General features: G+C 59.5%; 24 protein-coding genes. 18 read left to right on the top strand and 6 right to left on the bottom strand.

Features of this window, described 5'->3' with window-relative positions; all coding sequences use genetic code 11:
- Positions 1-57: 57 nt before the first annotated feature.
- The 5 genes from N675_RS04615 (at position 58) to N675_RS04635 (ending at position 6,048) form a co-directional block, all read left to right on the top strand.
- Complete coding sequence (locus tag N675_RS04615; RefSeq protein ID WP_038038294.1) at positions 58-1,245, top strand: hypothetical protein; 1,188 nt, start codon at positions 58-60, stop codon at positions 1,243-1,245.
- A 134-nt stretch (positions 1,246-1,379) separates the two neighbouring features.
- Complete coding sequence (locus N675_RS04620; protein ID WP_051914160.1) at positions 1,380-3,104, top strand: ABC transporter substrate-binding protein; 1,725 nt, start codon at positions 1,380-1,382, stop codon at positions 3,102-3,104.
- A 15-nt stretch (positions 3,105-3,119) separates the two neighbouring features.
- A complete protein-coding gene (locus N675_RS04625; protein ID WP_038038296.1) occupies positions 3,120-4,064 on the top strand; it encodes an ABC transporter permease in 945 nt (314 codons plus the stop codon).
- Between the two features lie 17 nt (positions 4,065-4,081).
- Positions 4,082-4,966, top strand: a complete 885-nt coding sequence (locus N675_RS04630; protein ID WP_038038297.1) for an ABC transporter permease — start codon at positions 4,082-4,084, stop codon at positions 4,964-4,966.
- 305 nt (positions 4,967-5,271) lie between these two features.
- The gene (locus tag N675_RS04635) at positions 5,272-6,048 is read left to right on the top strand and encodes a DoxX family membrane protein (RefSeq protein WP_231577933.1); all 777 of its coding nucleotides are present in this window, start codon (positions 5,272-5,274) and stop codon (positions 6,046-6,048) included.
- A gap of 10 nt (positions 6,049-6,058) precedes the next feature.
- Here N675_RS04635 and N675_RS04640 read toward each other — a convergent pair whose 3' ends face one another.
- Positions 6,059-6,979, bottom strand: coding sequence for a DMT family transporter (locus tag N675_RS04640; protein ID WP_038038298.1), 921 nt, complete (start codon positions 6,977-6,979; stop codon positions 6,059-6,061).
- 270 nt (positions 6,980-7,249) lie between these two features.
- Here N675_RS04640 and N675_RS04645 point away from each other — a divergent pair, with 270 nt between their 5' ends.
- From N675_RS04645 to N675_RS04655, 3 genes are all read left to right on the top strand, one after another.
- Positions 7,250-10,630: a vitamin B12-dependent ribonucleotide reductase gene (locus N675_RS04645; RefSeq protein WP_231577934.1), complete on the top strand. Its 3,381-nt coding sequence runs from the start codon at positions 7,250-7,252 to the stop codon at positions 10,628-10,630.
- Positions 10,631-10,779: 149 nt separating this feature from the next.
- Positions 10,780-11,256 (top strand): methyltransferase family protein, encoded by a 477-nt coding sequence (locus N675_RS04650; RefSeq protein WP_038038300.1) that lies wholly within the window; start codon positions 10,780-10,782, stop codon positions 11,254-11,256.
- 10 nt (positions 11,257-11,266) lie between these two features.
- Positions 11,267-12,370, top strand: coding sequence for a winged helix DNA-binding domain-containing protein (locus tag N675_RS04655; protein ID WP_038038301.1), 1,104 nt, complete (start codon positions 11,267-11,269; stop codon positions 12,368-12,370).
- An 11-nt stretch (positions 12,371-12,381) separates the two neighbouring features.
- Here the strand turns inward: N675_RS04655 and N675_RS13560 are convergent, their stop codons facing one another.
- A complete protein-coding gene (locus N675_RS13560) occupies positions 12,382-12,861 on the bottom strand; it encodes a universal stress protein (RefSeq protein ID WP_051914162.1) in 480 nt (159 codons plus the stop codon).
- 14 nt (positions 12,862-12,875) lie between these two features.
- Complete coding sequence (locus N675_RS04665) at positions 12,876-14,147, bottom strand: SLC13 family permease (RefSeq protein WP_038038302.1); 1,272 nt, start codon at positions 14,145-14,147, stop codon at positions 12,876-12,878.
- A gap of 99 nt (positions 14,148-14,246) precedes the next feature.
- Here N675_RS04665 and N675_RS04670 point away from each other — a divergent pair, with 99 nt between their 5' ends.
- From N675_RS04670 to N675_RS04690, 5 genes are all read left to right on the top strand, one after another.
- Positions 14,247-15,092, top strand: coding sequence for an MBL fold metallo-hydrolase (locus tag N675_RS04670; RefSeq protein ID WP_231577935.1), 846 nt, complete (start codon positions 14,247-14,249; stop codon positions 15,090-15,092).
- Between the two features lie 152 nt (positions 15,093-15,244).
- A complete protein-coding gene (locus tag N675_RS04675; RefSeq protein ID WP_038038303.1) occupies positions 15,245-16,666 on the top strand; it encodes an alpha/beta fold hydrolase in 1,422 nt (473 codons plus the stop codon).
- Between the two features lie 32 nt (positions 16,667-16,698).
- Positions 16,699-17,712: a thiamine pyrophosphate-dependent dehydrogenase E1 component subunit alpha gene (locus N675_RS04680; protein WP_422396422.1), complete on the top strand. Its 1,014-nt coding sequence runs from the start codon at positions 16,699-16,701 to the stop codon at positions 17,710-17,712.
- 17 nt (positions 17,713-17,729) lie between these two features.
- Positions 17,730-18,749 carry an alpha-ketoacid dehydrogenase subunit beta gene (locus N675_RS04685; RefSeq protein ID WP_038038304.1) on the top strand — a complete coding sequence of 340 codons (1,020 nt, stop codon included), beginning with the start codon at positions 17,730-17,732 and terminating at the stop codon, positions 18,747-18,749.
- 11 nt (positions 18,750-18,760) lie between these two features.
- The gene (locus tag N675_RS04690; RefSeq protein WP_038038305.1) at positions 18,761-19,753 is read left to right on the top strand and encodes an ATP-NAD kinase family protein; all 993 of its coding nucleotides are present in this window, start codon (positions 18,761-18,763) and stop codon (positions 19,751-19,753) included.
- Here the strand turns inward: N675_RS04690 and N675_RS04695 are convergent.
- Positions 19,750-20,130, bottom strand: coding sequence for a hypothetical protein (locus tag N675_RS04695; RefSeq protein ID WP_038038306.1), 381 nt, complete (start codon positions 20,128-20,130; stop codon positions 19,750-19,752). The two genes, N675_RS04690 and N675_RS04695, sit on opposite strands and share 4 nt — an antisense overlap.
- A gap of 20 nt (positions 20,131-20,150) precedes the next feature.
- Positions 20,151-20,474 carry a hypothetical protein gene (locus N675_RS04700; RefSeq protein ID WP_038038307.1) on the bottom strand — a complete coding sequence of 108 codons (324 nt, stop codon included), beginning with the start codon at positions 20,472-20,474 and terminating at the stop codon, positions 20,151-20,153.
- Between the two features lie 174 nt (positions 20,475-20,648).
- On the opposite strand from N675_RS04700, the gene N675_RS13565 reads away from it, so the two are divergent.
- The 5 genes from N675_RS13565 to N675_RS04725 all read left to right on the top strand — a co-directional run bounded on the left by N675_RS13565 (position 20,649) and on the right by N675_RS04725 (position 25,318).
- The gene (locus N675_RS13565) at positions 20,649-22,241 is read left to right on the top strand and encodes an HD domain-containing phosphohydrolase (protein WP_051914164.1); all 1,593 of its coding nucleotides are present in this window, start codon (positions 20,649-20,651) and stop codon (positions 22,239-22,241) included.
- Positions 22,242-22,344: 103 nt separating this feature from the next.
- On the top strand, positions 22,345-22,560 hold the full coding sequence (locus N675_RS04710; RefSeq protein ID WP_038038308.1) for a hypothetical protein: 216 nt from the start codon (positions 22,345-22,347) through the stop codon (positions 22,558-22,560).
- Between the two features lie 63 nt (positions 22,561-22,623).
- Positions 22,624-22,836: a hypothetical protein gene (locus N675_RS04715; RefSeq protein ID WP_038038309.1), complete on the top strand. Its 213-nt coding sequence runs from the start codon at positions 22,624-22,626 to the stop codon at positions 22,834-22,836.
- Positions 22,833-24,236, top strand: a complete 1,404-nt coding sequence (locus tag N675_RS04720) for an amidase (RefSeq protein WP_051914167.1) — start codon at positions 22,833-22,835, stop codon at positions 24,234-24,236. The genes N675_RS04715 and N675_RS04720 overlap by 4 nt, the downstream gene beginning before the upstream one ends.
- A gap of 8 nt (positions 24,237-24,244) precedes the next feature.
- Positions 24,245-25,318, top strand: a complete 1,074-nt coding sequence (locus N675_RS04725) for an LLM class flavin-dependent oxidoreductase (protein WP_038038310.1) — start codon at positions 24,245-24,247, stop codon at positions 25,316-25,318.
- On the opposite strand, the gene N675_RS04730 is transcribed toward N675_RS04725, so the two are convergent.
- Positions 25,296-26,495, bottom strand: coding sequence for a glycosyltransferase family 4 protein (locus N675_RS04730; protein ID WP_081887012.1), 1,200 nt, complete (start codon positions 26,493-26,495; stop codon positions 25,296-25,298). The genes N675_RS04725 and N675_RS04730 overlap by 23 nt on opposite strands.
- Positions 26,496-26,565 lie beyond the last annotated feature (70 nt).

Here is a 26,565-nt window from a genome sequence, read left to right on the forward strand (position 1 = left end):
TCCAGTCGCTTATCATACCATATGAAGTAATCCGGACGGCGTAAGGAGAACGGCGCGATGTCGGCGTGGCAAGCCAGTGCAAGGGAAAAAGGAGAACCGTTGCGCTATTCGCTGCGAGCACGTCTCCTCGCTGCTGCAAGCTATGTTGGTGCACTCTGTGCACTCTGGTTGGTCTGGCCAGTACGCAGTCCGTTTATCTTGCGACATGCCCGTGTTGCTCTTGTGGTCCATGGTATGCGTGCCCTCCTCCTCATCAGTGCGCTGCTTGTTGTCGGGGTACGTGCTGGCCTTGATCTGTGGCAAGGCGTGCAAATTGCCCTCAGCAGCGTGCTCGTCTTATTCGTGGGTATACCCTGGGTGCCATCGCTTGCATCGGTGTGGCATGGGCCGATTTTCTGGCTGACACTCGGGACGTGGGTGCTCAGCCTGTTGGGAGCAGTTCTTGCACTCGCCGGCAAGACGATTGATATCGGGGCAATGCTCAACGCTGGGTGGCCAGAGGAACCACCAGCCGAGCCAGTTCAGTTCGGCAGCGCTGAAGATCCCGAGCGTCTGCGCGCCCTCTCTCAAGCGCGGCTGACGCGGATACAGGAGGCCTCTCGTACCGCAGCCCTTGAGCGACAGCGGTGGGAGCGCATTGCGCTTCTCGAAGCCCAACGCCAGCTTGTCGCTGAGCGGCGGACACAATTGCGGCTCCTGGCAAGTCAAGGCGAATTGAGCGAAGTGCAGCGCGCCTTAGCTGACCGCGAGCTTGCGGACTATGATCGTGCATTGGCTGCTGAGCTCGAGGACTGGCGACAGCGCCGGCCAGTACGTCAGCCTGCCCCAGCCGCTCCCGCCGTCCTTACCCATCTGCCCGAAGCTGTGGTGCAAGCGGTGACCATCATCGACCAGGCGGGCGTTCCACTTGCCAGCTGGGGAGACCCAGTCATGGATGATGCACCAGCTGCGGGCATGATGCTGGCGCTTGAATCGTTAACCGAAGGCATGACTGGAAGTCCCGTGCAAAAGACAGGCCTGGGAGAAGGCACAGTCGTCCTGGTCGCTCGCGGCAACTGGACACGGTTGCTCGCCTGGTTCTCGGGTGATCCTGCCCCGGCACAAGAGCAACGACTCCGGGCCTATCTTGAAGCGTTCGAGCAAGCCAACGAGCGGCTACTCCAACATGTGGCCGTGCGACCGGAACACCTCACGCTTCCGCCCTTTCCCTATGCTTTACCACCCCGTACCCCTTCCACCCGATAGCGAGCATTGCCGAATTGGCATCGAATTTTGTCTCTTGACAGGTAAAGCTTGCTCGATTACTCTCCTCTTCTGTCGGAATATGGCGTGTTAGCACGCAGGATGACTCGCGGCGGTATACACAGGAGAGGAACACAATGGGGCAGGAGCGTCGGAGTGGATTCATCATCTGGCGGCGAACAGCGACTCGACGTGAGCTTCTCCAGGGCGCAGTAGGGCTCGTCGGCGGTGGGATTGCCGCAAGTGTGCTTGCCGCCTGTGGCGGGAGTAGTGGTGGGCAAGCAAGCCCAACCTCGGCGGCAAGTGCTGGTGGTAAGGGGAGCACCCCTGCGCCAAGCGGGACGAAGGCCAGCACGGGGACAGCGCCAACGGCGACAGTGCCACCGTTAAGCCAAGGCAAGAAAGGCGGAGTTCTGCGCGTTGCCATTATCGGCGAGCCTCCCGCGCTTGACCCAATGTTTACTACGGCAACCATTACGAGTAATCTTGCGTGGCATCTCTTTGAGCCTCTCTTTTATCGTGATGCACACTTCACACCCAAGCCCTTGCTTGCTGATTCATTCCAGTTTCAGGATGACAACAAAACCCTTGTCATCATCCTGCGCCAGGGCGTGAAGTTCCATGATGGACGACCAATGACGGCCGACGACGTTATTGCCTCCCTCGTGCGCTATAGCAAGCTCTCGGGGCGTGGCAAGATCCTCTTTAAACGTGTCAAGAACCTTGACAAGGTTGACGATCACACAATTCGCTTCCAGTTCTCTGATCCAACTGGCATTGCTCCCATCTTCCTGTCGCAAACAGACGCGTTCATCATTCCCAAGGATCTGGCGGAAGCCTATCCCGATAAAGCGCTGGGCCAGTTTATCGGGACCGGACCGTTCAAGTTTAAGGATTGGCAGCATGACCGACAGATTACCTTTGTCCGTTTTGACGACTACGCTCCGCTCAAGGGCAATCCAGACGGCTATGGCGGGGCGAAAGTCGCGTTCTTTGATGAGCTGCGTTTTATTCCCGTCCCGGAACAAGCGGTTCGTGGGGATGGGTTGACAACGAAGGAGTTTGACTTTGCTGAGCAATTGAGCCTTGACAATTATCAAGAATTCAAGTCACAACCTGACCTCGGTCTGCAGATTACCTTACCGTACTATTTCTATGGCGCCCATTTCAACAAAGCAAAAGAGAGCATGATGAGCAACCGCACACTGCGCCAGGCGTTACTGGCGGCTGTCAACGTTGATCCAGTTGCGAAGGCAGGCTTTAGTGCTCCTGACTTTTACCGGCTCTATTCGAGTCAATCGGCTCCCGAGACCCCGTGGTATACCGAAGGGGGCAAGGAGTACTACAACCAAAAGAATCCTGACAAAGCCAAGCAATTGCTGAAAGAGGCTGGGTATGACGGCAAGCCAATTCGATGGCTTGCGACGAAGGAGTACTCCTATAACTACAACATGGCCGTCGTGCTCAAGCAACAACTTGAGGCGATCGGCGTGACGATCGACCTTCAGGTAATGGACTGGGCAACACTTGTCAAAACGCGCAGCCAGCGTGATGCGTGGGATATTTTCATCACCGGGCATGAGTCCTACCAGCATCCTGTCCTGCAGCCGTACATGAGCCCGACCTGGCCTGGTTTCTGGGAAAATGCGCAGCGGGATGACCTCGTGGCAAAACTCATGGGTGAAACTGATGAGGCAAAGATCAAGCAATACGTCACTCAGCTTGATCAGGTCTGGTGGGAAGATGCTGCAATGATCAAGGTGTGTGAAGGTGCTGTCTTGCGCGGCTACACCAAAAAGCTCCAAGGATACGCGAATCTACCCGACTGGTTCTTCTGGAACTGCTGGTTCTCAGGTGCATAAGCAGGAGCCAGCACCGTGATTGCGTACATCGTTCGTCGCGTGCTCATGGCTATTCCGGTGATGCTGCTTGTTGCGGTCACGACGTTTCTCTTGCTCCATATGACACCGGGTGATCCCGTGGCCGTCTTACTTGGCCCTGATGCAACGACTGACCAGATCGCGGCTCTGCGTCGGCAGCTCGGCTTGACCGACCCCCTCTATCTCCAGCTCTATCACTGGTTTGCTCGTCTGCTGCATGGGGATCTCGGACAAAGCATCTTCCTACAGAAACCCGTCACCGCAGCAATTGCTGAGCGTCTTGCACCAACGCTCGAGTTGAGTATCCTCGCTCTCGTTGTCGCAGTCATTATTGGGATCCCAGCTGGCGTGCTCGCAGCTGTTCGCCAGGGGAGACTGCTTGATGTTGGCGTCATGCTTGTGGCGATGATTGGGATTTCCATGCCAACGTTTTGGCTCGGCTTGAATTTGATTTTCCTCTTCGCCGTAACACTGCGGTGGCTCCCCGCTCAGGGGTATGTGCCACTCAGCCAGGGGGTTTGGGACAATCTCAGTCGGCTTATCTTGCCTGCACTTACCCTTGGTGCTGGGCAAGGAGCCTTCCTGGCGCGTATGACCCGTTCGGTGATGCTGGAAGTGCTCAATGAGGATTTTGTCCGGACGGCACGCGCCAAAGGGCTCGTTGAGCGACGCGTGCTGCTCGGCCACGCGCTCCGTGCTGGACTCGTTCCGATCGTGACCGTGATCGGCATTACCTTTGCCTTGCTCATGGGTGGCGCAGTGGTGACCGAGCAAGTTTTTAACCTCCCTGGCGTTGGTCGCTTGCTCGTTCAAGCTGTCCTTCGACGAGATTTTCCCTTAATCCAAGGGATCGTCTTAGTTATCGCCCTTACCTATGTCCTGATTAATCTTGGTGTCGACTTACTGTATGCTTTGCTAGATCCACGCATCCGCTATAGCTAATAAGAGGATGGATGCGAATGGTCGTGCAAGAGCACATCGTGCTGTCCCCAGTCCAGCGGCGCCATCGAGGTCAGCTTCTGCGCGTTGTCCGCCGCTATCCAAACGGTGTTATCGGTGGGGTGATTGTGCTCCTTGTTGTGCTCATTGCGCTCTTCGCTGGATTGTTGACGAATCAAAGCCCGACGCGTGTCGATCCAGCGAACCGCTTGAGTCATCCCAGTGCTCAGCACTTCTTCGGGACGGACAATTTTGGACGCGATCTCTACGCGCGGACGCTGTATGGCGCGCGAACCTCACTCCTGGCCGGGTTCGGCGTCGCCGCGCTCGCTGTTGCCGGCGGGATCATCGTTGGATTGTTAGCTGGGTACTATCGACGGCTCGATGGGCCCCTCATGCGTATCATGGACGCGATCATGGCCTTCCCGGGCATTGTGCTTGCCATCGGTATCGTTGCGGCGACGGGGCCGAGCCTTTTTAACGTGATCCTCGCACTCGGTGTCATTGCGATGCCGCGTGTGGCGCGTGTTGTCCGGAGCATCGTCCTCAGTGTGCGTGCGCAGACGTATGTCGAGGCCGCACGAGCGATTGGTGCAAGTGACGGCCGCATTGTGCTTCGCCATGTATTGCCCAATGCCTGGTCGCCGATTGTGATTCAGGGAACGTTTCTTTTCGCTGAAGGAGTGCTTGGAGAGGCGACGTTAAGCTTTCTTGGCGTTGGGCCTCCGCCTGAGTTTCCCAGTTGGGGAAATATCCTTGGTGAGGCGCGCCTCTATATTCGTGAAGCGCCGTGGATGATGCTGCTGCCGGGGATTGCCCTCACGCTCACAGTGCTGAGTTTGAATTTGCTGGGGGATGCTATCCGCGATTTGCTTGATCCCCGTGTGCGGCGGCGAGAAGGGTAGACACCTCGATCAGTAAAGGTAGGGCTGGCGATCACGGCACAGCCGAGCTATCGTGCCGTGATCGCTGGTTTCGGCATGAGATTGTCAGGTTACCCATCTGACATGCGCGATCGCATGCGTGGCGAAAGATATTGCCAACGTTACGAATGGTAATCCGGTGGCACTTCCCTCCCTCGCAGGCACCCCAAATCCCATCCAAACGGATGGGGGCAAACGCTCCGTTGGGGTGGGGTCATCTGGCCTGTTGCCCACGAGAATATCTCCTGGAAGCACGGAATGCGCCGTGCAGAAAGGAGAGTCAAGCCATGCGACGTCTCAGTCTTGTTGAAGTGATCGCGCTTGTGGTCGTCGCTGGATTCTTCGCGCTCCACATCATGCGCTCGTTTGGTGGAGGTGGTGCATCGTCGTTGATTGCCGCGTTGACGGTGCTTGTTGTGCTTGGAGGGATCGCGACCTTCGTATATGAAGGATATCTTGGGAGCCGAGCGGCGTCGCCGGCGCCAACCTTTACTGAGCCTCGGCTTGCACATGCACTGTTCAACGATACACGGGCGGCTGGTCTGTGGTTCGTCGTTCGTCTCTATGTCGGTGCGCAGTGGCTCGAGGCTGGATATCACAAGTTGACCGATCCAGCCTGGATGCAGGGTGGCGTTGCACTCAAAGGCTTTTGGCAGCGCGTTGTGCAAGTGCCGGCAAACGGCCAACCGCCGATTACCTATGGCTGGTATCGGAGCTTCATCCAGTACATGCTCGATCAAGGCTGGTATAGCTGGTTTGCCAAGCTGGTGGCAATTGGCGAGTTCCTGGTCGGCATTGCCCTCATCTTGGGCCTCCTGACTGGCATTGTGGCAGCAATCGGCGCCTTCATGAACTTCAACTTCATGCTGGCGGGTGTGGCAAGCACCAACCCGGTGCTGTTCGTGCTCGAGATCGGGCTCATCCTTGCCTGGAAGGTCGCTGGTTGGTGGGGCGTCGACCATTACCTGCTGCCATTGCTTGGTGTGCCCTGGCAGCCCGGTCAGCTCTTCCGGCATGAACCGCAGACGCCACCCGCTCCAGCGCCTGGGACCGGCAATGCCTAGTAAGAACGCCTCAGCCTGCGTTTCCCGCGGGTGGCGGTGGGATGCTCAACCGCGCATCTCGCCGCCACCGCGGTGTGATCGCCAGCCACACAAGGCCGCTGAGCAGCAGGAGCATGCCAACGGCTGCCATCAGCGGCGGCCGTTCGCCGAGTACAACGATTCCGAGCGTCGTGGCTGTGAGCGGCTCAGCAAGCGAAAGCGTTGTCGCGGTCGACGCAGGCGTGACTCGGAGTCCACGGCTAAAACAAATGTAGGCAAGTGCGGTAGCAATAAGGCCGAGGTGGAGCGCGACTGCAAGCCCGCGGGGATTCGCAAGCCAGTCATGTGGACGAAGCAGCAACAGCGGGAGGAGCAGTGCCGCGCCGCCGGTGAACGCAATTGCCATCGTGCCGGTTTCCGGAGTGCCAGCCAGCAGTGCTTGCCGACTCGCCACCGTGAACATCGCATACGCAGCCCCAGCCCCGGCACAGAGCATGACACCGAGGAGATCGACATGATTCGCTCGGCCAGGCAGGAGAATACAGGCGAGCCCAAGCAATGCCAGGAACGTGGCAATCGGCCAGCCAGGTTCCCATGGTTCGCCGCGAAGCTTGGTCACCATGCCGGTCAGGATCGGGGCGCTACCAAGGGCAACGACTGTGCCAAGCGCAACCCCAGCGCGGACAACGCCAGCAAAGAAACAGAGCTGATACGCTGCAACCCCCAGCGCTGCAAGGAGGAGAGGAAGCCGAGGCCAGCACGCAGCGTGCCGGGAGAGTTGCCCTTGCAGACCAGCAACAACCAGAAGCGCAAGGCCGCCAATAAGGATGCGGCTTGCGCCAACACTTGGTGGCGTTGCGCCCGGCGGGGCAAACGCTTGGGCGGTGCCGGTGGTTCCCCAGAGAATCGCCGCTGCAACAATCCAGAGGCGCCCAAACGCTTTTCCTCGCATGCCCCCTCCCACTGAAGGATAACGCGCCTGCTTGCAGGAGAGGGCAGCCGCTGGTAGACTAATAGTAACACTGTACGTACAGTTCTGATGTTCGGCTTTCGGTGACAAAGAGACACATCTAGACAGGTAGCTGCCGGCAGGCTACACTAGATATCGTGGTTCTGTTGAATGGGGCCCTAGATATCGGGTGTACCCAGTCTGTATCGCGGGTGCTGCGCCGCAGCAAAGGATGGGGGACAGACGATGGGAGCGGCGAGCAAGCGGAGTGAAATGACTAAAGGATTGCGAATCCCACGGTTCTACACGCGGCCAGGTGAAGATCCATACAGTACGGTGCGCTGGGTGAAGCGCACATCGCGGATTACGAATCCCGATGGCTCGGTCGTCTTTGAAATGGCCGATGCCGAAGTGCCGGAAGACTGGTCGCAGGTCGCGACGGATATTGTCGTCTCAAAGTACTTCCGCAAGGCCGGCGTACCGCAGTATGACGCTGATGGCAAGCCGCTGCTCGACGAAGATGGCCAGCCAGTGCTTGGGCCGGAGCGAAGCGTGCGGCAAGTCGTGCGTCGACTCGTTGGCTGCTGGCGCGATTGGGGTGAGCGCTACGGGTACTTCGCGAGTGCCGAAGATGCCCAGGCGTTTGAAGATGAGCTTGCCTACATGCTGCTGCACCAGATTGCGGCGCCGAATTCGCCACAGTGGTTCAACACAGGACTGCATTGGGCGTATGGCATCACCGGACCGGCTCAGGGACATTACTATGTCGATCCTGCAACCGGTGAGGTCAAGCCGTCGCCCGATGCTTATTCTCACCCAGCCGCCCATGCCTGTTTCATTCAGTCGGTTGAAGACGACCTCGTGAATCCCGGCGGTATCTTCGACCTGGTGCTGCGGGAAGCACGTGTCTTCAAGTATGGCTCGGGTTCGGGGACGAACTTCTCCAAGATTCGCGGTGAAGGTGAGCCGCTCTCTGGCGGTGGTACGTCCTCGGGCTTGATGAGCTTCCTCAAGGTCTTTGATCGTGCTGCTGGCGCCATTAAGAGCGGCGGCACGACACGCCGCGCAGCCAAGATGGTGGTCGTCGATATCGACCATCCGGACATCGAGAAGTTCATCCGCTGGAAGGCGGAAGAGGAGAAGAAGGTTGCTGCCCTTATCGCCGCCGGATATTCAGCTGACTTCAATGGCGAGGCCTATGCAACAGTCTCTGGCCAGAATGCCAACAATTCCGTCCGCGTTCCTGACGAATTTATTCATGCCGTGTTGACTGATGGAGACTGGCATCTTCGCTGGCGTACTGATGGACGGATTAGCAAGACGCTGAAGGCGCGCGAACTCTGGGACATGATCGCCGAGGCGGCCTGGCAGTGCGCCGACCCAGGTATTCAGTTCGATACCACCATTAATGACTGGCATACCTGCCCTGCCTCTGGCCGGATCAATGCCTCAAATCCCTGCAGCGAGTACATGTTCCTCGACGATACGGCCTGCAACCTCGCCTCGCTCAATCTGTTGAAGTTCTATGACGTCGAGACTGGCAAGTTCGACCTTGCGGCCTTCCAGCATGCGGTGCGCCTCTGGACGATCGTCTTAGAAATCACTGTGCTCATGGCGCAGTATCCCAGCGAGACGATTGCCCGCAAAAGCTACGAATTCCGGACACTCGGCTTGGGTTACGCCAATCTCGGCTCGCTGCTCATGACGATGGGGCTGCCCTACGACTCCGATGCAGCGCGCGCAATCGCGGGCGCCATTACTGCCATCATGACCGGCCAGGCCTACGCGACTTCGGCTGAGATGGCGAGCGTGTTGGGGCCATTCCCGGGCTTTGCTGCCAATCGCGAGCACATGCTCCGGGTCATTCGCAATCATCGTCGCGCGGCCTACAACGCGCATCCCGCTGAATACGAGGGGCTGCATACCCCGCCGGTTGGTCTCGATCCGCAGCATTGCCCGCCGGATCTCCTCTCAGCCGCGCGCGCGGCGTGGGATCGCGCGCTCGAGTTAGGCGAGCGCTACGGGTATCGGAACGCCCAAGTAACCTGCATCGCTCCGACCGGTACCATCGGCTTGTTGATGGATTGTGATACGACCGGCATTGAGCCAGATTTTGCCCTCGTCAAGTTCAAGAAGCTGGCAGGCGGTGGATATTTCAAGATTGCGAATAAGTCGATTGCTCCGGCGCTGAAGCGACTCGGCTACAGCCCTGAGCAGATCGAAGATATCCTGCGCTACGTCCTTGGTACCCTCTCGCTTGATGGCGCTCCCCATATCAATCGCGATTCACTGCGTGCCAAGGGCTTTACCGATGCTGATATTGCCCGTGTTGAGCAGGCCTTGCCCGGTGTTTTCGATCTCACCATGGCCTTCTCTCCGTGGGTGCTCGGGGAGGAGACGCTGCGCCGCCTTGGCTTTACACCTGAGCAGTGGACCAAGCCTGGCTTTTCGCTCCTCGAGGCGCTTGGCTTTACAGCGCAGCAGATTGAAGAAGCCAATGATGTCATCTGCGGCCGCCAGACGGTCGAAGGTGCGCCTCACCTGCGCACTGAACACCTTGCGGTGTTTGACTGCGCCAACGTGTGCGGCAAGCACGGCACACGCTATATCCATCACCTCGGGCATATCCGGATGATGGCGGCCGTGCAGCCGTTCATCTCGGGGGCTATTTCCAAGACCGTGAACATGCCCAACAGCGTGACTGTGCAAGACGTCGCCGATGCGTATCTTGCTGCATGGCGTCTTGGTCTCAAGGCGCTCGCGATCTACCGCGATGGCTCGAAGCTTTCGCAGCCACTGTCAACCCGGGCCAGCGACAAGGACAAGAAGGAGACGGGCGAGACAGCAGCGCAGGGTGCGGTAGCGCAACCCGAGCAGCGTGTGATTGTCGTCGAGCGGCCAAAGCGCCGGCCGTTGCCACCGAAGCGCCGTGGGCTGACCTTCGAAGGCCGAGTCGCTGGACATAAGATTTACCTGCGAACAGGCGAGTACGAGGACGGGACGCTCGGCGAGATCTTCATCGATATGCACAAGGAAGGAGCTGCCTTCCGCAGCCTGATGAACTGCTTTGCGATCGCGATTTCCAAGGGCTTGCAGTACGGCGTACCCCTGGAAGAGTTCGTCGACACGTTCACCTTCCAACGGTTTGAGCCGCAGGGCATGGTCGAAGGCCATCCCTACATCAAGATGGCCACATCCATTGTCGACTACATCTTCCGCGTGCTCGGGTATGAGTATCTCGGGCGAACCGACTTTGTTCAGGTCCAACCACCGATCCATGGTGGTGAACACGAACAGCCTGTGTCCTCGTCGGAGGCGTCGAAAGTCTCCGCGAGTGCAATGGGCCAGCCGAGTCCTGCTCGGTCGAGCGAGGCAGACGAATCCGCGAACCCATCGCCAGCGTCTGCAGGTCCTGCCGAGCCGCCGAAGAATGGCCATCGCACGCCGAACAGCCAGCGGCCACTCGCTGAGGAGCTCGTGCCGGTTGCCCAGGCCGTGACGGCTACCTTGCCGCGGCCAGTTGACCCGCTCAATGAGCAGCTTTCGCAGCTCATGGGTGACGCGCCGTTCTGCGACGTCTGCGGGCACATTACTGTCCGTAATGGCTCCTGCTACAAGTGCCTCAACTGTGGCAACAGCCTCGGCTGCTCGTAACCACGCGTTCAGCAGTGGTCCCACCCTGGGAGAAGGTATTTCTCCCAGGGTTTCATTTTGAATGGCCAAGCATGCGCGATCGCCTACGAGGCGCGATATCCTACCAGTGCGGAGGAAGTAAGTAGCGCTCATATCATGAGGAGACAGCGATGGACAACAACACCCGTGGTCCGGCTTGGATTACGCCACCCCCACTGTTGTACCTGCTTGGCGTCCTTGTTGGGATTGCGCTGAATCGCCTTCATCCAGTGCCGTTTATCCCCGCTGTGTCAAAGCGGTGGCGGCGCGCGCTCGGCGTGGGGCTGCTTGCTGGCGGACTTGGGCTGGCCGGAGTCGCTGTCCGCACGTTTCGTGAACATGGTGTCAACCCTGACCCGCGCACCCCTGTTCCCACGCTGGTGACGCAAGGGCCCTATGCACGGACGCGCAATCCGATCTACCTCGGCTTTACGCTTGCCTCAGCCGGACTTGCCTGTCTTGCTAACGCAGGCTGGTGCTGGCCGAGCCTGCTCGGGGTTCTGGTCGTGATGCAGCGGGGTGTTATCCCGCGGGAAGAGCGTTATCTTGCCCAACGGTTTGGTCAAGCCTATGCCGACTATTGCGCCCGTGTTCCGCGCTGGCTCTAGGGAGCGATCTATGATGCAAACGATAACGATACGCGCGCTGAATCGGGCGACGCTCGCTCGGCAAGGCTTGCTCGCACGACAGAACCTCCCGCTGGTTGAGGCAGTGGGACGATTTGGCTGGCTCCAAGCGCAGTTGCCTGCTTCCCCAGCACTGAGCCTCTGGACTCGTGTCGATGGTTTTCGTGTGGACGCATATCGAGCCGCGCTGAGCGCACGCCAGCTCGTACGTGCACCGTTCCTGCGCAATACGCTGCACCTCGTACCGGCCTCGGACTACCTCCGTTATTGGCCCATCATTCGCCTAGCACTGGAGCATGCTTTTCGGAGTTTCTTCCGCCCTCACCAGCGCCAGTTTGACCGAGATCACGTACTCACTGCTGCCCGATCCCTCCTAGCCGATGCGCCCCGGACAAACGGCGAGTTGGGTGCTCTCCTGACTACCTACATCCCTGAAGCAGAGGCAAGTGCGCTCGCGTATGCCGCACGAACCTTCTTGCCCCTCGTGCAAGTGCCTGATGAGCGAGCGCGGTGGGGATTTCCCGCGAATCCTGCGTATACACTAGCTGAGACCTGGCTTGGCCAGCCGGTTGCTGATCGGTGCGACGTCGAGGAGCTTGTGCTGCGTTATCTTGCCGCCTTCGGCCCAGCGACTGTGAAGGACATTCAGGCATGGCTTGGTGCACGTGATGTTGGAAAGGCGTTGCGTGCTGACCTGCCTGCCCTCTGCCAATTTCGTGGGCCCGATGGCGATGTCTTTTATGACAACCAAGATGCCCCGCGACCTGATGAAGACATTCCAGCGCCGCCGCGGCTTTTGCCAGAATTCGACGCGTTGCTCCTAGCCCATGCCGATCGCTCACGGATTATTGCCCCAGAATATCGCCGTGCGGTGTTCCTTAGTGCAGGGCGTGTCCGTGCAACAATCTTGGTCGACGGAATGGTAGCTGGAACATGGAGCATGCATGGAACTACGAGCCATGCACGCCTTGCAATCACCCCATTTCGACCGCTTACGAAAGCTACGAGTGAAGCGCTCGTGGCTGAAGCAGAGGCGCTGCTCGCGGTCTTGGCGCCAGGGGTGCCGACTCTTGCTGTCGATATAGTCTCACCGTAAAGCCATGCGTCTTATTCGGCTGTTGCTGTCCGGACAAGCAGGACATCGCATGGCGCATGGTCAAGGACAAAACGGGCAGTGTGACCAACTGAGCCAGGGCCGTGCACGGGGTGATCTCCAGGGATTTCCCGCGCACGTATTGCAATCACGTCGGCCTGTACTTCACGCGCAATCTCGACGATAACGCGCTCAGCTGGACCATCAGCAAGCCGCATCGATGCCGGCACACCAGCCTGTTTCGCGACCTGAAGGGCCTCGTTGAGTGCAGCTTGCGCAGCAGCCTCCTCAGCCGTGCGCAGTGCCCGCTCGCGCTCAGGGCCACCCACGGGCCCACGGCGCAGCGGGCTCGCCAGCCGTTCCAGTTCGCGCCGTGGCCGCGGATCACGGACATAGAGCAAGAGGAGCTCAACAGCATGGCCGCCAGTAAGTGCGAGGACGCGGGCAACCAGTGATGCACCGCCGCGTAGTCCGATAGCGCAGAGGACATACATTGCGGCAGCTCCTTTCACTGAAGGCTTATCCAAAGTAATAACGCGCCAACCAGCAGCATTGCCGGCACGACCGTGAGCCCAAGCGTCAGGTATTCCCGGGTTGAGATGTCCAGCCCTTGGCGCCGCAGGAGAAGGACCCAGAGCATCGTCGCTAATGAGCCAACTGTCGTTAAGTTTGGGCCAAGATCAGCGCCAAGCACGGTGGCAAAGTGCAATGTGGTCACCATCGTTGGATCAAGATGGGCGCTTGCTAGCGCAGCGCGCATGACCAAGGCCATTGGCACATTGTTGATCAAATTGGCTCCGATCGCTGTCCCGCTGGCGACGACAAGAATGGTTCGTAGTGGCGCTCCTCCTCCGAGACGCAACAAAGCGTTGCCAAACGCCGCGGTAAGCCCAAGATTCTCGACTCCACGAACGACGATGAACATGCCGCTAATGAAACCAAAGAGCGCCCAGGAAATACCCTCCCGCAGCACGTTCCAGTCGAACGTGTCCGTCAGGAGCGCGATGACCATCAAGAGTGCCGCTCCAGCCAAGGCCACTGGGCCAAGGGGAAAGCGTACCAGCGCTGCCAGAACATAGCCCAGGCCGAGGAGCCCAAGTCCAATTAGCGTTGGAACGAAAGCCCGAGGCCGCGCTGGCTGAGCCTCGTTCAGCGAGCCAAGGTCATAGCGCAATCGCAGCGCACGATGAAACCAGAGCGTGAACACCGTCGTGTTAATCACAATAGCACAGAGGCTTGGCAGGAGCAGTGCCCGGAGAAAGAGCCCTAGGCCCACACTGTTGCCGAGGACAAGCAAATTAATCGGATTGCTCACTGGCAGCAAAAATGATGCCGTGTCGGCGATGAACGTCGTCGCAAACATGAACGGCAGCGGCGGTAAGCGGAGCCGAGTGACAAGCGCATAGACAACCGGCGTCAGGATTAAGGCAGTCGCATCGTTGGAAAGGAACGCGGTGATAACCGTACCAAGCAGGAAGATCGCCAGATAGAGCCGGCGTGTGTTGCCACCGCCCCAGCGCGCTGCGAGCAGCGCCAGTGCGTCAAACACACCAGCACGGTCAGCCAGCGCAGAGACACCCATGAGTCCGAGAAAAAAGAGATACGCATTCCATTCGTTTGCCAGCACCTGCACTGCTTCGTGGAGGCTGACATAGCCCCCAAGGAGCATACCGACGGCTCCCGCGAGGGCTGCTATAGCTTTAGGGATACGGTAGGGGCGGAACATGACCACAACAAGCGTCGCCGCAAAGATGAGGATTCCCCCGACGAGATAGGCCATGTTTCCCCTCCCTTCGCCGCGAGTCTACCAAGCTGGACAGGGTGTGCAGAAGCGGCGATGATGAAACGGCGCATGTCAGTGAAGATGAGGAGAAGCGCTATGGCACCATGGCCAGTCGAGCAAGCAATGCAAGAGGCGCCGGTGTGTGTGACCTGTGGCACACAGTATCCACCCGCCTCTGCTCCAGCCACCTGCCCCGTGTGCACCGATGAGCGACAATATATCCCACCCGAAGGCCAACGCTGGACATGCCTCGCTGCCATGCAGGGGCAGTATCAGAACCGCTTCACAACCCTCGCCACACAGATAACGGAAATCATGACAGAGCCGGCATTTGGCATCGGCCAACGGGCGTTTCTCATCGAAACCGAGCATGGCAACGTGCTGTGGGATCTCGTTGCCTTCATCGATGAGGCGACGATTGCGACAATCCACGCCCGCGGCGGCGTTCGCGCTATTGCGATTTCCCATCCGCACTACTACACGACCATGGCCACCTGGGCGGCTGCGCTCGAAGCCCCAATCGTGTTAGCAGCAGCCGATCGCGCGTGGGTCCAGTACCCATCGCCATGGCTTCAGTTTTTCGATGAAACAGCGACGCTGCTGCCTGGCCTTACCGTCATCCGTTGTGGCGGACATTTCCCCGGTGCAAGTGTCTTGCATTGGGCAGATGGTGCTGATGGCGAAGGAGTATTGTTCAGTGGCGATACCTTGCAGGTCGGTGCTGATCGGTGCTCAGTGAGTGTCCTTTATAGCTATCCCAACTCCATTCCCGTTGATCCGGTGACGATCGGTGCGATTGCGGCCCGGCTCGAACCGTATTCGTTCGCACAAGTCTATGGTGCGTTTGGTCGGCATATCGTACGCGATGCCAAGGCGGCCGTCCTGCGTTCACTCGCACGGTACATCCAGCACATCACTGACCCAACCACGAACGCGCGCTAAGCCGCAACACGAGCATGCTGTGAAACCTGCTCGCAAGCACACGTGATGAATGAAGCCCCGCTCGGCGACGGTGTCATGCTAGTTGACAACATCGCCTAAGCTCGCTAGTCTGTGAGTAAAGATTCCCCTGCAGCCGAAGAAAGGCGGTGAGCATGGCACAGCTCATCGTGATGCCGAAGTTAGGGCTCACCATGACAGAAGGGCGTGTTTGTCGATGGTACAAGCAGCCTGGTGAGTCTGTGCAACAAGGTGAGCCAGTCGTTGAGGTGGAAACAGAGAAAATTACCATCGATGTCGAAGCACCAGAATCAGGTGTACTTGCTGAAATTCTCGCCCCGGAAGGAGCGACGTTGCCGGTTGCTGCACCACTCGCTGTTGTTGCAGCGCCTGGAGAAGTGGTCGACGTGACCGCGTTCGCTAGCAGCACGTATGCGCAGTCCAGTAACGCACCACAGCGTGATGCGGAATCTGCGCTGGCGGGTGCCAAGCGTGCCGCAGATGGATTCCAGTCATCGCAAGCAGAGACGCACAGTGGAACAATCGTTGCCACGCCAGCCGCACGGAAACTCGCTCGTGAGCATGGTCTTGATCTCAGCCAAATTCGTGGCACTGGGCCTGGGGGGCGAATTACCGCTGAAGATGTCGAGCGTGTCATTGCAGCGCGCCGGACGGAACCAGGCGCTGGTGAACCGGTGACGGTATACAGTGATGGGCTACGTCTCTCCGGTGAGCTCTTTTGGCCCCAGCGCCCGCTTGCTGAGCCAGTGCCGGCCGTTGTGCTCTGCACCGGAATTCAGGGAGTGAAATCCCTTGGCATGCTGCTGCTTGGTCAAGCCCTGGCAGAAGCTGGCATTGCTGCTCTTGCCTTCGATTACCGCGGGTTCGGCGCAAGCGAAGGGCCGCGTGGCTGGCTTGATCCGCATCTCCAGGTCCGCGATATCCGGGCTGCTGTCGCGTGGCTAGCTGGAGATGCTCGCGTCGATAGTCGATGGCTTGGGCTTGTGGGCATGAGCTTTGGTGGCGGGCACGCATTGGTTGCTGCAGCAGATGACCCCTTGGTACGAGTGGTCGTTGCGCTCGCCCCAGTGACGAATGGTCGGCGGTGGCTGCGGTCGCTGCGCGCAGAGTGGGAGTGGCAGACGCTCCTGCAGCAAATTGCGGACGATCGGCAGAAACGAGCTCGGGGTGGCGATGGGGAGTGGGTGCGGCTGGATGCATTAGTCCCGCCTGATCCCGAGAGCCGTCTCGTGCTTGAAACCATTAGCCGGCAGCAACCGGGGTTGGAGGTGTTCCCACGAGTACCACTCTGGGCAGGTGAAGCCATCGCTGCGTATCGACCAGAGGAGGCTGCGGGACGACTCAATGGTCGACCACTCCTCATCGTGCACGGTGAACTTGATGTTCTCGTGCCTCCGGAAGAGGGCGTAGCGGCTGCAGCACAAGCGACAGAGCCGAAACGCCTCATGCTGGTTCCCCAGATGGGACACTTCACGTGGCTTCGCCCAGACCATCCGGTTTTCCAACAGGTCATGACTGAGGTGATCAACTGGCTGCGAATGGGCTGGAACCTCTAACGGCGGGTAGATGAACAGAGAGGAGGCCGACGATGGCAATGACCACAAGCCCAATCACCCTCCCGCGGGAAAAGCTGCTCTGGATGTACGAGCGGATGGTGACAATCCGACGTTTTGAGGAGCGAGTAGCGCGCGAATTCGGCGCTGGGAAGCTTCCAGGCTTCGTCCATCTCTATGCTGGAGAAGAAGCGATTGCTGTCGGCGTGTGTGCCCACTTGACTGATCATGACTACATTACCAGTACGCACCGAGGTCATGGTCACTGCATCGCCAAAGGGGTTGATGTCAAGGCAATGATGGCCGAGCTTTTCGGCCGAGCAACCGGCGCTTGCCGAGGCAAAGGTGGCTCAATGCATATCGCTGACGTCGACAAAGGCATGCTGGGAGCGAACGGCATCGTCGGTGCGGGCGCGCCCTTAGCCTGTGGAGCTGGGTTGACCGCGAAAACGCTCGGCACCGATCAGGTTGCCGTTTGCTTCTTCGGCGACGGCGGCGCTGAACAAGGCGCTGTCCATGAATCGATGAACCTTGCAGCCATTTGGAAGCTCCCCGTGGTCTTTGTCTGTGAGAACAATCTCTACGCGGAATCGACGCCATGGACCTATCACTGCGCTGCTCCCGACATTGCGAGCCGGGCCGCGGCCTACGATATACCTGGCGTCCTCGTCGATGGCGCTGACGTGTTTGCAGTCTACGAAGCGGCTGGTGAGGCAATTGCGCGAGCTCGCCGTGGCGAAGGTCCAAGCTTGCTGGAATGCCGCGCATTCCGCTACTTTGGCCACTTCCAGGGCGATGCCGTGACCTATCGGACCAAGGAAGAAGAAGAGGAATACCGGCGCCGCGATCCAATCGCGCGCTTTCGTGCCACGGTTCTCGAGCAAGGACTGCTCAATGAAGATGAGCTGAACGCAATCGACGAAGCCGTTGCCCGTGAGATCGAAGAGGCGGTGCAGTTCGCTGAAAGTAGCCCCTATCCACCAGGCGAAGAATGCCTGACTGACGTCTACGTTACCTATCCAGCTGAACAACTGGCATATCGCAATTAGTGGTGAGGAGGCTGGCCATGGCGGTCACCACGCGAACGCTGACCTATCGTGAAGCGATCAACGAAGCGATTCGCCTCGAGATGCGGCGTGATCCTACGGTTGTGCTTATGGGCGAAGATGTTGCAGGAGGAGCCGGCATTGGCCATATTGAGGCGCAAGGAGCATGGGGTGGCCCGCTTGGTGTGACCAAGAGCTTAGTCAGTGAGTTCGGCCGCTCACGCATCCTTGACACGCCGATCAGCGAAACCGCCTTCATCGGGGCAGCGGTCGGTGCAGCCGCAACCGGATTGCGACCAATTGCTGAGTTGATGTTCGTTGACTTCTTCGGCGTCTGTATGGACCAGATCTTTAACCAGGGTGCGAAGTTACGGTACATGTTCGGTGGCAAGGCCAAGGTGCCGATGGTCATTCGCACAATGATTGGCGCTGGCTTTGGCGCAGCGGGCCAACATTCCGGCTGTCATTATTCTGTCTTCACCCACATGCCAGGACTCAAGACCGTTGCTCCAGCAACACCCTATGACGCCAAAGGCCTCCTCATCGCTTCAATTCGTGACGACGATCCCGTCATCTTCTTTGAGCACAAGATGCTCTACGACATGCCCGGCGACGTGCCCGAAGGCGAGTACGTTATCCCCCTTGGCAAAGCAGAGATTAAGCGAGAAGGGAGCGATGTGACGATCGTGGCCATATCGCGCATGGTGCATGTCGCGCTCGAGGCAGCACAGCGGCTCGCCCAAGAAGGAATTGAAGCGGAAGTCGTCGATCTCCGAACACTCTCACCGCTTGACGAAGAGACGGTCCTGAGTTCTCTCGCCAAGACGCGTCGACTTGTTGTCGTCGATGAGGACAACCCACGCTGCAGCGTAGCAGCCGACATCGCTGCGTTAGCAGTCGACAAAGGGTTCGATTATTTAGACGCGCCAGTCAAGCTAGTAACGGCACCGCATACGCCAGTGCCATTTAGCCCGGCGCTTGAGCAGTACTACATTCCAAGCCCAGAGCGCGTGATTGCCGCCGTGCATGCCCTGAGTTAGGTTGCCGTGCAGTGACGGAACCAGCAGTTGGGTTAATCGCGAACCCCGCTGCGGGAAAGGATATTCGCCGACTCGTTGCTCCAGCCTCAACATTCGATAACAGCGAGAAGGTGCGAATCGTCCGGCGTATTCTTGCCGGGCTGGCTGCTATGAACATCCCCAGCGTCGCTTATCTGCCAGATGCCTACGGGATTGTTGAACGCGCGCTGGCTGGTATGGAAGGTCTTCCTCTTTCCTGTCAGCCGTTGCCAGTGCCACTCCAACATACGGCGGAGGATACGCTCGCTGCGACGCAACTGCTCGTCGCAGCCGGCGTACGGTGTATCGTCACGCTCGGCGGCGACGGGACGAACCGCATCGTGGCGAAAATGTGTGGTTCCGTGCCCGTTGTGGCAGTTGCGACGGGCACGAACAACGTGTTCCCAACGATGGTCGATGGAACCCTCGCTGGAATTGCCGCTGGGCTGGTGGCCCGTGGCCTTGCATCACCTGTGTGCATTGTGCCGACACCGCGTCTCGATGTCCTCGTCGATGGCAAACTGGCCGAGATAGCGCTTGTCGATGTCGCAATCTCCGCCCATTCGTTTCTCGGCGCTCGGGCTGTTTGGGAGCCAGAGTTGCTCCGCGAGCTGATTGTTGCGCAGGCTGCTCCGGGTGTCATCGGCCTTGCGTCAATCGGCGCCCATCTTGCTCCAGGCGCAACCGAGCGTGGGCGAGGTCTCCACATTGTCCTTGGCCCTGGCGGACTGCGCGTTCAGGCAATTCTCGCCCCAGGTCTTGTCCGTCCCGTATCGGTGCGGCATTGGCAGCAGCTTGAGCCTGGCGACGTGGTTGAGATTACCGAACTCCCCTGCACCGTCGCGGTTGATGGCGAGCGTGAGTTGCGCGTCGCTGCAGGACAACGTCTTAGCGTACAGCTCACGATGGATGGTCCGCGGCGGGTGGATATCCGGTCAACGTTGGTTGATGCTGCTGCACGCGGGCTGCTGCGAGCCATGCCCTAGCGTTGTCGCCGTGGACGGAGCGTGCGTACCATTGCTCGCAGTCCAGCAATGCGACTGTAGGTGCGGATGACTGGGCGAGCTGTTGCCTCACCCAGAAATTCGGTTGTGCCACGAACCCGGCTGAGCGTCTCGGCTGCTGTCTGGAGTAAGGGGACAATATGGTCTCGCAGAGTGAGCGCAAGCCAAAGGATGATGCCAATGAGGGCGCCGAAGAGCAGGACGACGAGGATCGTTGAGAGCGCAAGAAAAATCACGGCAATGTCACGAATGCGCTCAAGGGCGGACTGGTTTGGCCCACCAAGGAGATAGAGCACGACAAAAAGCACAACGAAAACGACAAGTAACCCACCGGTAATCAAGGTAATCCAGCGACGCATAGCGGCTCTTCCCCTTCTCCCTACCCATTCCGTTCAAGATGCGGTGTTCGAACACGACGAGGTCGACGCACTGCCGGCGTTTGTGACTCAGGCACTGGCGTCGTCAAGAGCCAGGTTAATCCCAGGAGCAATGCTGCACCGGCAAACCCGCCCGGGAGGAAGACGCTCCCGATCCGGGCAACGGTGATGCCGCTCAGCCCCTGCAGGATGTCGCCCAAGAGAAAGCCGATGATGGCAACGATCCAGTAAAGCGGGAGTTGCCAGAGCCGACGGCCAAAGGCTGCATGGAAAAGCAGACCGACAATACTGGCAAGTGTCCCGGCAAGCAGCAGGCTTGGTGGCACGGCATCCCTTCCCTTGCCCTCTGCGCCAGTGTGCCGCTTCCCCTGACCGGCGCGTTGTTTACTCTAGCACATGAGACATGTCCTCGTCTGCTTTCAGCTTTCCCATGTTTGTGCCGATACATTGAGGCAGGAGCTTTGTTGTGTGATTGGTCCGAGGCGGTATAAGGGGGAGGAATGGCTGGCACAGCGTCGTTTTTGCCGTCAAGCAGCAATGGCAGACGCACACTCAAATTTCAGCGCGCTGATAGCCTCCTGGTGTTGGCTATGGCAGGACCGCTTGGACTGTGGGCGCTCGTTCGCCTTGGGGTGTTGCCCGATCCATCACTTGTCTTACCGGTTTCCCACTTTGTTATCGGAACAGTTGTCAGTTGTTTAGCGGTATTGCTGGCCGGCGTCCTCGTGTTGGCGGCCAGTCAGCTCACCGATGGCCGTGTGTTGTTCATTGGCTTGGCGTTTCTCTGCCTCAGTGGCATGTTTCTCGTCCATGCCCTGACCACGCCGGGGATCTTGGTCCAGGCGGTCACCCCCTGGGTCACGCTTTCTTCTCAACTGAGTCTCACCAGTGCAGCAGTCCTGCTTGGATTGAGTGTCGGACCGGGGCAATCTCGCCTGCACCGTTGGCTTGTTCGCCGTCGTGGCTGGGCAATCGGTGGCGTAATCGGTGGTCTGAGTTTGTATGGCATCGCTGCGCTTGCCAGTGCACTGTCGATAGGCCAAGCACCAGCTGAGATGGCCACACTCCACGATCACACTGCGATGCCGATGTACGCGAGCGGCAGTGTGGAGAGCCCGGATGCGCTGCCCTTGCGTAACCTCAATACCCTTGCAGGAATGCTCGTGCAATCCCCACTTGGCCCGGTCATCGGCCTGGTCACGTTGGGGTTACTCCTGACAGCGAGCGTGCGGTATGTGCGCCGTTATGGGCAGCAACGCGGTGTGCTGCTCTGGTGCATGGCTGCAGCGACCTGCTGGCTGACTGGTGCCCAGCTTGCCTTGCAGTTCAGCCCAGTCTGGCACCTGAGCTGGTGGTCCTATCATCTCATGCTGCTTGCAGCGTTAGCAGCGGCGGTCATCGGCGTCAATCGAGCGTACGAGCAGCAGGGCTCGCTCGGCGCTGTTGTCGCTGGCATGCTCGTCCATGGTGCTGTTGAGCGCTTAGAGCGGGCATACACCGAAGTCATTGCGGCCCTGTGTGCGACCGTTGAAGCCAAAGATCCCTATACCCAGGGGCATAGCGCCCGTGTTGCGTGGCTCGCGGCCCGCATTGCCGCCGAACTGGGCCTGCCGCCCCAAGAGATCAGTCGCCTCTATCAAGCTGGCCTCCTTCACGACATCGGCAAAATTGGCATTCCCGATGCAGTGTTGCAGAAGCCAGGGCGGCTCACCCCTGAAGAGTTTGCGCTCATCCGCGAGCATCCAGTCCGCGGAGCGGCAATCCTGCAACATGTCCGTTCCCTCGTGCCACTCCTGCCGGCCGTGCGTTGGCATCACGAGCGCTTGGACGGTAGTGGCTATCCCGATGGCCTTGGCGGTGAGGATATACCGCTTGATGCACGGATCATGGCCGTGGCTGATGTCTTCGATGCGTTAACCTCAGCACGTCCGTATCGCGCAGCGATGTCGCTCGAGGAAGCCTTTGCCGTACTCCTCAGTGAAGCTGGAACCAAGCTGGATCCTGACTGTGTCGCGGCCTTGCGTCGGGTCGTCGCGCACTATGGTTGGCCGCTCGCCGTTGAGCTACCCAGTGTTGTCGCGTTGCACGCCTAGCGGCACGTGCAGCGCACGTCTTGCCTGTGGTACAGTGAAGTGAACCGGTTATGGCCCTGTGTGCGTCGTCTCTGGAGTCCGGTACTCGGAAGGGAGGGAGACGATGCTACGCAGTTCGTTGCTCCGCAGTCGACGGGCTGGCCTGCTTGCTGACCGCGCGCGGCGTCGTCCGCATCGCTGGTTACCCGTTGTGCCAGTGCGCCGCAGGAGTGCACCGCTCACGCTGCCAGCACGGCAGCCGATGGCGCTCCTCGCGCCGCCAGCGCAGCCTTCAACTACCCTGATGCAGCCACCGTCGGGTATGCCAGTGGAGGATTAGCCATCGACGGTTACCTGTGGGATAATCGGCCGTGCTGGCTGGATGACACGGGTGCAGGGCGGAATGCAGGAAGCAGAAAATCCACTGGTGATGGCGCGACTCGCGGTATTGCGGGCGCGGTTTGGCTCGCGGCTTGACGAGTCGCAGTGGGATGATGTTGCGCGTGACATTCTGACGCTCTGGCGCGCTGCTGAGGAGCTCCAACACGTCTCGCTGGACTATGCAGATCCGCCGATGAGCTGGTTGTCTTGTCGACCGGAAGAGACGCAGCGATGAGCCAGGCGGACTGGGCGTTTCGGCCGATCCGAGAGCTTGCACAGCGCATTCGAGCAGGTGAACTCACGCCAACGGCGCTCGCTGAACACTGCCTGGAACGGCTTGACGCAGTCGGCCGTTCACTGAACGCTGTCGTTACCCTCACTCCCGAACGGGCCTTGCGTGAGGCGCGGCAAGCCGAAGAAGAGTTACGGGCTGGCATCGATCGCGGTCCGCTGCATGGTATCCCCTACGGGGCAAAAGACTTGTTAGCTGCTGCTGGCTATCCCACGACCTGGGGAGCTGCGCCTCTCCGAGACCAGCGTTTCGCCGAAGATGCTGCTGCGGTCGCTCGCCTCCGTGACGCTGGCGCCGTACTCGTCGCAAAGCTGGCGACGGTCGAGCTCGCTGGTGGCATGGGCTACCAGCAACCCAATGCCTCGTTGACAGGTCCAGGGATCAATCCCTGGAATCGCTCGGCATGGAGCGGTGGTTCTTCGAGTGGGCCAGGTTCGGCTGTCGCTGCAGGAGCCGTGCCGTTTGCGCTCGGCACCGAAACCTGGGGCTCAATCCTTACGCCGGCAAGCTATTGTGGTATCAGCGGGCTCCGTCCGAGCTATGGCCGGGTGAGCCGCTATGGCGCAATGCCGCTCAGCTGGACACTCGATAAAATCGGCCCAATGGCTCGTTCAGCTGATGATTGCGGCCTTGTGTTGGCAGCCATTTCTGGCCCCGACCCTCGTGATCCTGCGACACTCGCTTTCCCTTCCTCTTATGACGATCGTCCAGAGGCTGAGCCAGCACACGGTTTCCGGATCGGTGTGCTCGACGATGCGCTCGCGCACTGTCAGCCGGAAGTTGCGGCAAACTTCCACGCTGCCCTCGCCGTCTTGGCAGAGATTGCCACTGTCGAACCGGTCCGTTTGCCAACCTTCCCCTACACGGAAGTGGCAACGCTCATTCTCTGGGCTGAAGCAGCCAGCGCGCTTGAGCCGCTGTTGCAATCCGGTGCGGTCGGCGAGTTAACGGCGCCTGAGGATCGCACCGGTGGATATGCTGGCCTCGTGATCCCGGCTGTTGATTACCTGCGGGCCCAACGCATTCGTCGCCAGATCGTCGCAGCACTCGATCGCGTACTCAGCCAGTACGATGCCATCGTCGCGCCAGCCACTGCCGTCGTCGCCAGCCCGCTTGATCAACGGTTCCGTGACTATGCTGGCGAGCGCCGGCTCGTGATCAGCGCAGCGAGCAACCTCGCAGGCGTACCGGCAATCAGTGTGCCGACCGGCTTTGGTGAACGTGGCTTGCCGACTGGTATGCAGATCATTGGCCGCTATGGTGCTGACGGCCGTGTGCTCGCTGTTGCTCGAGCCTATCAGCAGCGGACTGACTGGCACCTGCGGCGGCCTCCGGAAGGGTAAACAGACGAGTGGAATTCTGCCTCGACTTATCGTATCGACGGTGGGTCTCGGCACCAGATGCCGAGACGGGTGTTGCTTTCACACTCCAAACCATCGCTGCGGCAGATCGTGCCGGCCTTCACTCGGTTTGGCTCAGTGAAGATCCAGATGGGTGGGATGCCTTTGCTGTCCTGGGTGCTGCTGCTCGCCAGACCGAACGCATTCGCCTGGGGCCTGGCGTGACGAGCCCGTCACTGCGTCATCCTGTACTCATGGCGATGTCAGTCACAACGCTCGACTGGCTTTCTGGTGGCCGCGCGTTCCTCGGTCTTGGGCGTGGGCAACCGGAATGGTATGACCGTGGACTCGGCATGCCGGTTTCTCGGCCGCTCGCAGCGCTCGAGGAGACAATCCAGCTCTTGCGCCAATGGTGGCAACCACCCCATGTTGCGCATGGAACTGGCGAGCGATTCCCTGTCCAGAGTTGGGCGTTGGGCTTTGGTCCGTTGCAACCAGCTGTCCCGATCTATCTCGCAGCCATTGGCCCAAAGGCTGTGGCCTTGGCCGCCCGGCTTGCTGACGGACTCCTCACACCCGATTTCATCAGCGAAACCTACCTTGAGCAGACATTACTCCCAGCGCTCCATGCCGAATTGTGCGCTCACGGACGTGATCCTGCTCAGTTTCCGGTCTTCCTTCGCACGGCAATTACCATTACCAACGATCCAGAGCCAGTACTCGCCCAACGCAAGCGCATGTTCGCCCTGCTCGCCACGCTGCCCGGAATGGATCGCGGTCTTGTCGTCCCAGGCTATGATGTGCCCGCACTCATCGCCCAGCTTCGACGGGTGATGCGCACAGAAGAAGCATTAGCGCGCGGCAGCGGCTTCGTGACCTATCGCAAGCTGGCTGACTTCACCGCTGCCGAGCGCCTTATTCCCACTGACTTTATCGCCCAGCTTAGCTACGTCGGCACAGTGTCCGAGATCCGGTCACGTCTTGCTCGGCTTGCTGCCCTCGGTGTGACGCATGTCTTCCTCTCAGCACTTGCTGAGCCCGATCCTGCAGCCTATGCCGAGCTCACGGCTGCACTTCAGCCGTAGCTGCCGTCTTCCCATTACGCTCGATTGGTCCACGCTGCGTTGCGGATGTTGTGTGGCCAGTGGCCAGCGAAATGGTTCGTGTTGGCCGGACAAGATCGGCAATCGATGCATGGCCGTTGGCCCGCGTCAAGATACGCTCGCCCGTAAGCACGCGCTCATAGACGGCCTCATAGCCATCGGCCATCGCCTGGGCACTGAAGTGCTGTTCGACGTGCCGGCGGCAGGCTGCGCGATCGATCTGCTCGACACGTCGCACTGCTTCGACCATCTCTTCAACGGTGTGAGAGCGGCAGATAAAGCCCGTCACGCCATCCCGCACGACTTCCTCAACGGAGCCACCAGGGAATGCAATCACTGGTGTGCCACAGGCCATGGCTTCGGTCATGGCAAGGCCAAACGGCTCCGGCCAGTTGATCGGGAAGAGCAACGCCAGCGCGCCGCCGAGTAATTCCGCCTTTTGTCGTTCATCGACCTCGCCCAGATATTCAACTCCAGGCGTATCAAGCAACGGCAGGAAATGCTCTTCAGCCCAATCACGGTCGGCCGGGTCAATCTTTGCCCCAATCTTGAGTGGCAGCCCAACCCGGCGTGCCACTTCAATGGCGATCGTTGGCCCTTTCTCCGGTGAAATGCGCCCAATGAATGCCAGATATGGCGGATCATCTGGTTCTGGACGGAAGGGAAAGTGCTCAAGCCGGATGCCGTTATAGACTGTCGCCTGCCAGTTGAGCGGTAAATCAGCAACGGGAAGCCGTTGACTGTAACTAATGCTGACGAGTCGCTGTTCGGGGAAGCGCGCAAGCACGCGTCGCGTCTCTGGCAGATCGAGCCGGCCGTGTAAGGTCGTGACAGTCGGCGTGGTGACACTGCGAGCAAAGGGGAACGTGAAGTAGTCGACGTGCGAGTGGATGATGTCAAACTGGTCGGCTTGCTCGTAAACGGCCTCGAGCATTGCGATGTGGTAGGCCAACGGATCTTTAATGCCGCTGAGCCGCAGGCCTGCTTCTGCCATCGGCACCAGCCGCGCGCTAGTCTGCGAGTCAGCAGTTGCAAACAATGTCACCTCATGCCCGCGACGAACGAGTTCCTCGGTTAACGCGTAGACAACCCGTTCCGTCCCGCCGTAGAGCTTGGGTGGAACCGCCTCATAGAGCGGTGCGATCTGGGCAATGCGCATGCCAATCCCTCCCGTGTCCTGTCGTGCCGATCCCGTCAGGACGAGCCTGACGCCCGCCACGATCAGGTGG

The sequence above is a fragment of the Thermorudis peleae genome (genome assembly GCF_000744775.1).
In the GTDB taxonomy this organism is placed as follows: domain Bacteria; phylum Chloroflexota; class Chloroflexia; order Thermomicrobiales; family Thermomicrobiaceae; genus Thermorudis; species Thermorudis peleae.